Consider the following 8688-nt stretch of genomic DNA (forward strand, 5'->3'; position numbering starts at 1 on the left):
TCGCGCACAACGGAGACAGACGGCCGGCGGACGGATCGAGGATCGCCGATCCGTCCGCCGGTGAGGGCCGGAGGAGTGCCCTGGGTGCCGGGGTGCCCCGGGGGATGTCAGGGGCGGTTGGTCAGGTAGCCGCCCATGGAGGTGAAGTACTCGGCCGCGGGCAGCTCGCGGCCGTCCTCGGTGCGGACACGGGTGATCGCCAGGCCGTGGTTGCGGCCGGTGCGGGCGTCGGCTCCGGCGACGATCACCACGCCGTCGCCCTCGCGGTAGAAGATACGGCCGGGCGTACCGCCGTAGCGGCCCTCGGAGACGACGGCGGCCAGGACCTCCAGCCGCCTGCCCCTGTGGAAGGTGAACGCGCTCGGGTACGGCTCGGACTGGGCGCGGACCAGGCGCTCCAGGTCCGCGGCCGGCCAGCTCCAGTCGATGCGGCTGTCCTCGGGGGAGCGCTTGTGGAAGAAGCTGGCCTGCGAGCGGTCCTGCCGGGTGAACTCCGTCCGCCCGGAGGCGATCAGGTCGAGTGCGCCGATGGTGACCGGTGCGATGAGGTCGACGGTCTTGTGGAAGAGGTCGGTCGCGGTGTCCGTGGGGCCGACCGGCACCGCCTCCTGCCGCACGATGTCACCGGCGTCGAGCTCGTCGTTCATCATGTGCGCGGTGACGCCCACCTCGGGCTCCCCGTTGATGAGCGCCCAGATCAGCGGGGAGAAGCCGGCGTACTTCGGCAGCAGTGAGTCGTGCACGTTGAGCGTGCCGTGCCGCGGCAGGCCGAAGATGCGCGGAGGGATCCACGTACGCCAGTTGTTGGCGACGATGATGTCCGGGTCGGCCTCCTTCAGGCGCTCGAACAGCTCCTCGTCGTCCGGGCGGTTGCGGATGACGACCGGTACGCCGTTCTCCTCGGCGAGGTCGGCGACCGAGTCGCTCCAGATCTTCTCGTACGCGTGCTCGCTCTTGGGGTGCGTCACGACGAGGACCACGTCGTGCTCGGAGTCCAGCAGGGCTTGCAGGGTGCGGTGCCCCCAGGTCTGGTAACCGAACATGACGACCCGCATGGGGTTCCTCCTCAGGCCAGGGATGGGGCCCGCACAGTAAAGCAAGGCTTACCTAAGTGGTCAACAGGGGCTTCGTGAAAGCGGGTTGACGGGTACTCACTCTCCGACTGTCCGGTTTGTTCTATGGACATGCCTCGCAGGATGAGCTTAGCCTTACCTAAGTTCCGGTCGCGGCCCCCTTCGGTGTGCCCGGCTTCTCGTACGTCCCGTACTTCCCGATGCTCGACCCACGGCCGCCTTCCCCGCAGGGCGGCCGCCCGCACGATGGGAGTGACATGGCACAGGCTCGTCCTGGCGACGCCCCTTTGATCCACGACCTCATAGGTATCGGCTTCGGGCCGTCCAACGTGGCCATGGCGATCGCGCTCAGCGAGCACAACGCAGGCGTCGCCCCCGAGGAAGCGGTCACCGCTCACTTCTTCGAGCAGCAGCCGCGCTTCGGATGGCACCGGGGCATGCTCATCGACGACGCGACCATGCAGGTCTCCTTCCTCAAGGACCTGGTGACGCTCCGGAACCCGGCCAGCGAGTACAGCTTCCTGTGCTACCTCCAGAGCCAGGGCCGGCTGATCGACTTCATCAACCACAAGAACCTCTTCCCGCTGCGGGTGGAGTTCCACGACTACTTCGAGTGGGCCGCCCGCAAGGTCGACGACCTCGTCTCCTACGGCCATGAGGTCGTCGGCGTCATGCCCGTCGTCCGCGACGGCGCGGTGGAGTACCTGGACGTCACGGTCCGGTCGGCGGAGGGGCTCGCGGTCCACCGCGCCCGCAACCTCGTCATCGGCACCGGTCTGCGTCCCCTCGTGCCGGAGGGTGTGGAGCGCTCCGAGCGTGTCTGGCACAACTCCGAACTCCTCGCGAGAGTGGAGGAGTTGGACGGCAGCTCGCCCTCGCGTTTCGTCGTCGTGGGCGCCGGGCAGAGCGCCGCCGAGAACGTCGCCTACCTCCACCGGCGCTTCCCCGAGGCCGAGGTCTGCGCCGTCTTCTCCCGCTACGGCTACAGTCCGGCCGACGACAGCAGCTTCGCCAACCGGATCTTCGACCCGGCGGCCGTCGACGAGTTCTTCGCCGCGCCGGAGGACGTCAAGCGCCGGCTGATGGACTACCACGGGAACACCAACTACTCCGTGGTGGACGTCGACCTGATCGACGACCTGTACCGGCAGATGTACCAGGAGAAGGTGCTCGGCAGCGAACGCCTGCGCTTCCTCAACGTCTCCCGGCTCACCGCCGTCGACGACGCGCAGGGCACGGTGCGGGCCACGGTCACCTCCCTCGTCACCGGGGAGGAGACCCTCCTGGACGCGGACGTCGTGGTCTTCGCCACCGGCTACAGCCCCGCCGACCCCGTCGCCCTGCTGGGCGAGGTCGCGGACCGCTGTCTGCGCGACGACGAGGGCCGGGTCCGCGTCGAGCGCGACTACCGCATCGCCACCGACCCCGACCTGCGCTGCGGCATCTATCTCCAGGGCGGCACCGAGCACACGCACGGCATCACCTCGGCGCTGCTGTCCAACACCGCCATCCGGGTCGGCGAGATCCTCGACTCGCTCGTCGGCCGGAGCCCCGTCGCCCCGGGCGGTGCGCGGGCGGTCGCCGACGGCACCGGCAGCACCGCGCGCTAGCCCCGAGAACAGAGGGATGACGTACGCCGACATGGGCACGACCGCAGTGCAGCGACCCACGTCCGGGGCCCCGACGCAGGCCCGGCGCAGGCGAGTCGTAGGGCTCGGCATGCTGCTGGCGGTCCTCGTCGCCGCGGCGGTGGTGTCGTTGGCGGTGGGGGCGCGCGCGTTGAGCCCCGGCGAGGTGTGGCACGGGCTGTTCGCGGCGCCCGATCCCGATCGGCGGCTCACCGAGATCCGGCTCATCGTGCGGACCGTACGGGTGCCCCGGACGGTGCTCGCGATCGTCGCGGGCCTCGCCCTGGGCGTGGGCGGCGCCCTCATCCAGGGCTACACCCGCAACCCGATCGCCGACACGGGCCTGCTGGGGGTGAACTCCGGCGCGTCCTTCGCCGTCGTCACGGCGATCTCGGTGTTCGGCTTCTCCCAGCCCTTCCAGTACGTCTGGTTCGCCTTCCTGGGTGCGGCGGTCGCCGGTGTCGTCGTGTTCGGCCTGGCCAGCATCGGCCGGGGCGCCGGCAACCCGCTGACCCTCGCCCTCGCCGGGCAGGGGGTCACGGTCTTCCTGGCGGCGATGACCACGGCGGTCGCGCTGACGGACCAGAAGTCGCTGAACGCCCTGCGGTTCTGGAACGCGGGCTCGGTGGCCGGGGTCGGCTTCGACGTCATCGGGCCGGTGAGCGCGTTCGTCCTGGTCGGCCTCGTGCTGGCGCTCACCGCGCTGCCCACCCTCAACCTGCTGAACCTCGGCGAGGACGTGGCGCGCGGGCTGGGCGTGAACATCGCGCTGAGCCGGACCGTCGGCATCGCCGCCGTCACCCTGCTGGCGGGCGCGGCGACGGCGGCCTGCGGCCCCATCGCCTTCCTCGGCCTCATGGTGGCCCATGTGGCCCGGTACCTCACCGGACCCGACTACCGCTGGCTGGTCCCGTACGCCGGACTGCTCGGCGCCGTCGTCCTGCTGGTCTGCGACATCGTGGGGCGGCTGGTGGTGCGCCCCGGGGAGCTGGACGCGGGGGTCCTCGTCGCCCTGCTCGGCGCGCCGTTCTTCGCGGGGCTGGTGTGGCTCGGAAAGTTCAGGAACGCATGAACGGGACGGACGTGAAACCTTCGGTGGCGCCGGGCCTCAGGCTCGGCGGGGTGTCGTTCGTCTGGCGGCCCTGGCTCGTGCTCGTCACGCTGCTGCTGGCGGCGGTCACCTTCCTGGTGTTCTGCCTGTCCATCGGCGTCGGGGACTTCCCCGTCAGCCTGCCCCGGGTCGTCGCCACGATCCTCGGCCGGGGCGAGCAGGTCGACGAGTTCGTGATCATGGATCTGCGGATGCCGCGCGCCCTGGCCGGGGTGGTGGTGGGCATCGCGCTCGGCGTGTCCGGGGCGATCACGCAGTCCGTCGCGCGCAATCCGCTGGCCAGCCCGGACATCCTCGGCATCACCGGGGGCGCGGGTGCGACCGCGGTGTTCCTGGTGACCGTGTCGGGCGGGACCGCCGCGGCGATCGCCGACTCGGTGGGCGTGTCCGCCGCCGCGCTCGTGGGCGGTCTCGGCACCGGGCTCCTGGTGTACTTCCTGGCGTGGCGGCGCGGGATCGACGGCTTCCGGCTGATCCTCATCGGCATCTCGGTGAGCGCGGTGACGGAGGCGATCACGACCTGGCTGCTGGCCACGGCCGACATCCGGGACGTGGCCCGGTCCCAGGCCTGGCTGGTCGGCTCGCTGGACGACCGCTCCTGGAGCGAGGTCCGACTGGCGCTCTGGGGCACGCTCGTCCTCCTGCTCGTGGTGGCGTGCGTGTCGTTCCAGTTCAAGCCGTTGCACCTCGGCGACGACGTCGCCGCGGGCCTCGGCGTCCGCCACTCAGCGGTGCGGGCGGCCCTGCTGCTGTGTGCGGTCCTGCTGGCCGGCGTGGCGGTCAGTGCCGCGGGCCCGGTCCCGTTCGTGGCCCTGGTGGCCCCGCAGGTGGCGATGCGGCTGACCCGGTGCCCCACACCGCCGATGCCGGCCTCCGGTGTGGTGGGCGCGCTGCTGCTGACCGGCTCGGACCTGCTCGCGCGCACGGCCCTCCCCGTCGCCCTCCCGGTCGGTGTGGTGACCGCCGCGATCGGCGGCCCCTTCCTCGTCCATCTGCTGGTGCGGGCGAACCGCAGATAGCTGACATGTCATCGGGTACGTCCGAACAAGGGGGCCTTGTGGTCGCTCAGTCCATCACCGGCGTCAAGACCGGGACCGATACGGCCGCGAGGCTGGCGGCGAGGGGGGTCACGGTCGGGTACGGCGCCCGGACCGTGATCGAGGATCTCGACGTGGCGATACCGCCCGGCGTGATCACCACGATCATCGGCCCCAACGGCTGCGGGAAGTCGACGCTGTTGCGCACCCTGGCCCGGCTGCTGAAACCGTCCGGCGGGACGGTCGTACTGGACGGCGAGGACATCGCCGGGCTCCGGACCAGGGACGTGGCGAAGAAGCTCGGTCTGCTCCCGCAGGCGCCGGTCGCGCCCGAGGGGCTCACGGTGTCCGACCTGGTGGCCCGGGGCCGCCATCCGCACCAGAGCTGGCTGCGGCAGTGGTCCTCGGACGACGCCGCCGTGGTGGAGCGCGCGCTCGCCATGACCGGGGTGTCCGATCTGGCCGGCCGGGCGGTCGACACCCTCTCCGGCGGGCAGCGGCAGCGGGTCTGGATCTCGATGACCCTGGCCCAGGGCACCGATCTGCTGCTGCTCGACGAGCCGACCACCTATCTGGACCTGGCGCACGCGATCGACGTGCTCGACCTGGTGAGCGACCTGCAGGGCTCGGGCCGCACCGTGGTCATGGTGCTGCACGACCTCAACCTGGCCGCCCGCTACAGCGACCACCTCGTCGTGATGCGCTCCGGGGCGGTCCTGGCGCAGGGGCACCCGCGCGACGTCATCACGGCCGAGCTGCTCCACGAGGCGTTCGGGCTGTGCGCCCGGGTGATCGACGACCCGGTGGGCGACCGGCCGCTCATCGTCCCCATCGGGCGTACGCACGTCCAACTCGACTAGGCAGCAGTCCAGTTGGCCGCATTAGGCTAGGCTAACCTAACTTTCATGCGGTACGGTTTGCCTGCCCTTACCCAGGGCGTACCGGACAGCGCGAACAGCAAGGGGATAGACGGATGCTCCTCCACAGAACGACGCGCAGGACGCCGTGGCGGCGGCTCGCGGCGACCCTGTCCGCCGCGGCCCTCGGCGTCGGCCTCCTCGCGGGGTGCGGATCCGGCTCGGACACGGACCCGGCCGCCGAGGCGGGCGACGCCACCTCCGCCGCCGCGGCCGGAGCCTTCCCGGTCACCGTGGAGCACGCGTTCGGCAGCACGACGGTCAAGAAGGCCCCCGAGCGGGTCGTCACCGTCGGATACACCGACGACCAGACCGTCCTGGCGTTCGGCGTCACGCCCGTCGGCATGGTCGACCAGTACCCGAACCCCGCGGGCCGGAGCCCCGACATCAACACCCAGTGGCCCTGGGTGAAGGACAAGTGGGGCGACACCCGGCCCGAGGTCATCATGGCCAACGGTGACTCCGGCCCCAACTACGAGAAGATCGCCGCCCTGCGCCCGGACCTGATCATCGCGGTCTACTCCGAGGTCGACCGGGCCGCCTACGACAAGCTCTCCAGGATCGCTCCCACGGTGGGCCGTACCAAGACCGAGAAGGAGCCGTTCAGCGCGCCCTGGCAGGACAACGCGCTCCAGATCGCCAAGGCCCTCGGCAAGGCCGAGGAGGGCCGGAAGGCGGTCGACGCCATCGAGGCCAAGCTCGACGCGGCGAAGAAGGCCCACCCCGAGTTCGCCGGCCGGAAGGCCGTGGTGCTGTCCTGGTACGAGAACTCCGTGGCGCCGTTCACCTCCACCGACGTCCGCGGACGGCTGGTGTCCGGCATCGGCTTCGGGTACCAGACCGAGATCGACAAGATCGCGGACGGCAGCTTCTACACCAAGCTCTCGCCCGAGCGCCTCGACCTCGTCGACGTCGACCGCGTCTTCGTCATCAACGACAAGGCCGACACGGACGCGCTGAAGAAGTTCAAGCTGTTCGCCAACCTCGACGCCGTGAAGAAGGGCCACGTGTCCTACCTGCTGGACAGCGAGGGCCCGGCGGTCGGCGCGGCCATCTCCCAGGGCACCCTGCTGTCGATGCCCTACGCGATCGACGAGCTCGTCGAGTCGGCGGCCGGCCGGTAGATGGCGACCGACACGCGCGCGGCCCCCGCGACCCTGCGCACGGCGTCCGGACGCGAGGCCACCCGGTGGGTCATGGCGCACTGCCGCGAGGCGCCCTGGCTGACCACGGCCACCGTGCTCACCACGGTGGCCGGGGCCGCGCTCCAGGTGCTCCCCGTCCTCCTGCTCGGCCGGGTCGTCGACGGGGTCGTCGAGGGCGGGTCCCGCTCGGTCCTCGTCACCGTCGCCGTGCTGATCGGAGCCGCCGCCCTGCTCGGCGCGGCGGCCACCGCGGCGTCGACCTACCTGATCGGACGGCTCGGCGCGGACCTGCTCGCCCGGCTGCGCGAGGGCGCCGTCCGCGCGGTGCTCGGCATGCCGAGCGCGCGCATCGAGGAGGTCGGCCGGGGAGACGTCCTCTCCCGGGTCGGCGACGACGTGGCCGTCCTCTCCAAGGGCATCCGCACCGCCGTCCCCACGGTGTTCTCCGCGGGGGTGCTGGTCACCATCGCCACCGCCGGCATGTTCGGACTGGACTGGCGGCTCGGCCTGGCCGGCGCCGCGGCCCTGCCGGCGTACGCGCTGGCCCTGCGCTGGTACCTGCCCCGCTCCGCCCCCCTCTACCAGCAGCAGCGCAGAGCGCAGGCCGACCGCGCCCAGGCCCTGATCAGCGGTCTCGACGGGATCGGCACGGTACGGGCCTACCGCCTGGAGGACGCCTTCCGGGAGAAGGTCACCGCCGAGTCGTGGCGGGTGCGCGACCTCGGCATCGACGTGTTCCGGTTCTTCGGCCGGTTCGTCGGCCGGGAGAACCGCGCCGAGTTCATCGGGCTGGTCCTGATCCTCCTGGTCGGCTACGGCCTGCTGGAGGCGGACGCCGCCACCCTGGGCGAGGTGTCCGCGGCGCCGCTGCTGTTCCACCGGCTGTTCACCCCGCTGGGCCTCATCATGTTCACCTTCGACGAGGCGCAGAAGTCGGGCGCGAGCCTGACCCGGCTGGTCGGGGTGCTGGGCGAGTCCGCCGAGGGGCGGCTGGTGGGGGACCCGGCCGTCGCGCCGGCGGACCCCGCGCCCCTGCCGGTCACGGTGAAGGGGCTGACGTTCCGCTACCCCGGCGCCGACGAACCGGTCCTCAGGGACGTCGACCTGTCGATCCCGGCCGGGGGTTCGCTCGCCCTGGTGGGCGCGACGGGTGCCGGCAAGACGACCCTGGCCGCGCTGATCGCGGGCATCGGCACCCCGACGTCCGGGTCCGTCCACGTGGGATCGACCGACCTCGCCGGGCTGGACGAGGCCGGCGCGCGGGCCGTGGTGAGCATCCTGACCCAGGAGACCCATGTGTTCTCCGGCCCGCTCCGCGACGATCTGCGGCTGGCCGCCCCGCAGGCCACCGACGACGAGCTGATGGGCGCCCTGCGCCGGGTCGGCGCCGGCGCGTGGGCGGAGACGCTGCCCGACGGGCTGGACACCGCGGTCGGCGAGGGCGGCGAACGTCCGGACGTCACCAAGGTCGCCCAACTCGCCCTGGCCCGGCTGGTGCTGGCCCGCACGCCCGTGGTCGTGCTCGACGAGTCGACCGCGGAGGCGGGCAGCGAGGGCGCCGCCGAACTGGAGCGGGCCGTCCTGGCCGCGTGCTCCGGGCGGACCACCCTGTTCGTGGCGCACCGGCTCACCCAGGCGATGGCGGCCGACCGGATCGCCGTCCTGGACGCGGGACGCGTGGTCGAACAGGGCACGCACGACGAACTGGTGGCGGTGGGCGGCCGCTACGCACGACTGTGGCGGGCCTGGCGCGAGGGCAGTTGATCGGCCCCACGCC

General features: G+C 71.8%; 7 protein-coding genes. 6 read left to right on the forward strand and 1 reads right to left on the reverse strand.

Features of this window, described 5'->3' with window-relative positions; translation table 11 throughout:
• Positions 1 to 107: 107 nt before the first annotated feature.
• On the reverse strand, positions 108 to 1055 hold the full coding sequence (locus U5640_RS40740) for a formyltransferase family protein (RefSeq protein ID WP_340384255.1): 948 nt from the start codon (positions 1053 to 1055) through the stop codon (positions 108 to 110).
• A 275-nt stretch (positions 1056 to 1330) separates the two neighbouring features.
• On the opposite strand from U5640_RS40740, the gene U5640_RS40745 reads away from it, so the two are divergent.
• The 6 genes from U5640_RS40745 (at position 1331) to U5640_RS40770 (ending at position 8675) form a co-directional block, all read left to right on the forward strand.
• The gene (locus tag U5640_RS40745) at positions 1331 to 2683 is read left to right on the forward strand and encodes a lysine N(6)-hydroxylase/L-ornithine N(5)-oxygenase family protein (RefSeq protein ID WP_340384256.1); all 1353 of its coding nucleotides are present in this window, start codon (positions 1331 to 1333) and stop codon (positions 2681 to 2683) included.
• A gap of 31 nt (positions 2684 to 2714) precedes the next feature.
• Positions 2715 to 3773: an iron ABC transporter permease gene (locus U5640_RS40750; RefSeq protein WP_340385627.1), complete on the forward strand. Its 1059-nt coding sequence runs from the start codon at positions 2715 to 2717 to the stop codon at positions 3771 to 3773.
• Positions 3770 to 4831 (forward strand): iron ABC transporter permease, encoded by a 1062-nt coding sequence (locus U5640_RS40755; protein WP_340384257.1) that lies wholly within the window; start codon positions 3770 to 3772, stop codon positions 4829 to 4831. The genes U5640_RS40750 and U5640_RS40755 overlap by 4 nt, the downstream gene beginning before the upstream one ends.
• A gap of 38 nt (positions 4832 to 4869) precedes the next feature.
• Positions 4870 to 5709, forward strand: a complete 840-nt coding sequence (locus tag U5640_RS40760) for an ABC transporter ATP-binding protein (protein WP_340384258.1) — start codon at positions 4870 to 4872, stop codon at positions 5707 to 5709.
• Between the two features lie 113 nt (positions 5710 to 5822).
• Entirely contained in the window at positions 5823 to 6890 is a 1068-nt protein-coding gene (locus U5640_RS40765; RefSeq protein WP_340384259.1) for an iron-siderophore ABC transporter substrate-binding protein, read from the forward strand.
• The gene (locus tag U5640_RS40770) at positions 6891 to 8675 is read left to right on the forward strand and encodes an ABC transporter ATP-binding protein (RefSeq protein ID WP_340384260.1); all 1785 of its coding nucleotides are present in this window, start codon (positions 6891 to 6893) and stop codon (positions 8673 to 8675) included.
• Positions 8676 to 8688: the final 13 nt, after the last annotated feature.

It is taken from the genome of Streptomyces sp. SS7, from assembly GCF_037993025.1.
Lineage (GTDB): Bacteria > Actinomycetota > Actinomycetes > Streptomycetales > Streptomycetaceae > Streptomyces.

What these genes read in the sequence shown, in the direction of transcription:
- U5640_RS40770 (WP_340384260.1), top strand. Translation starts at nt 6,891, where the DNA reads ATGGCGACCGACACGCGCGCGGCCCCCGCGACCCTGCGCACGGCGTCC.
- U5640_RS40755 (WP_340384257.1), top strand. Translation starts at nt 3,770, where the DNA reads ATGAACGGGACGGACGTGAAACCTTCGGTGGCGCCGGGCCTCAGGCTC.
- U5640_RS40765 (WP_340384259.1), top strand. Translation starts at nt 5,823, where the DNA reads ATGCTCCTCCACAGAACGACGCGCAGGACGCCGTGGCGGCGGCTCGCG.
- U5640_RS40740 (WP_340384255.1), bottom strand. Translation starts at nt 1,055, where the DNA reads ATGCGGGTCGTCATGTTCGGTTACCAGACCTGGGGGCACCGCACCCTG.
- U5640_RS40745 (WP_340384256.1), top strand. Translation starts at nt 1,331, where the DNA reads ATGGCACAGGCTCGTCCTGGCGACGCCCCTTTGATCCACGACCTCATA.
- U5640_RS40750 (WP_340385627.1), top strand. Translation starts at nt 2,715, where the DNA reads ATGGGCACGACCGCAGTGCAGCGACCCACGTCCGGGGCCCCGACGCAG.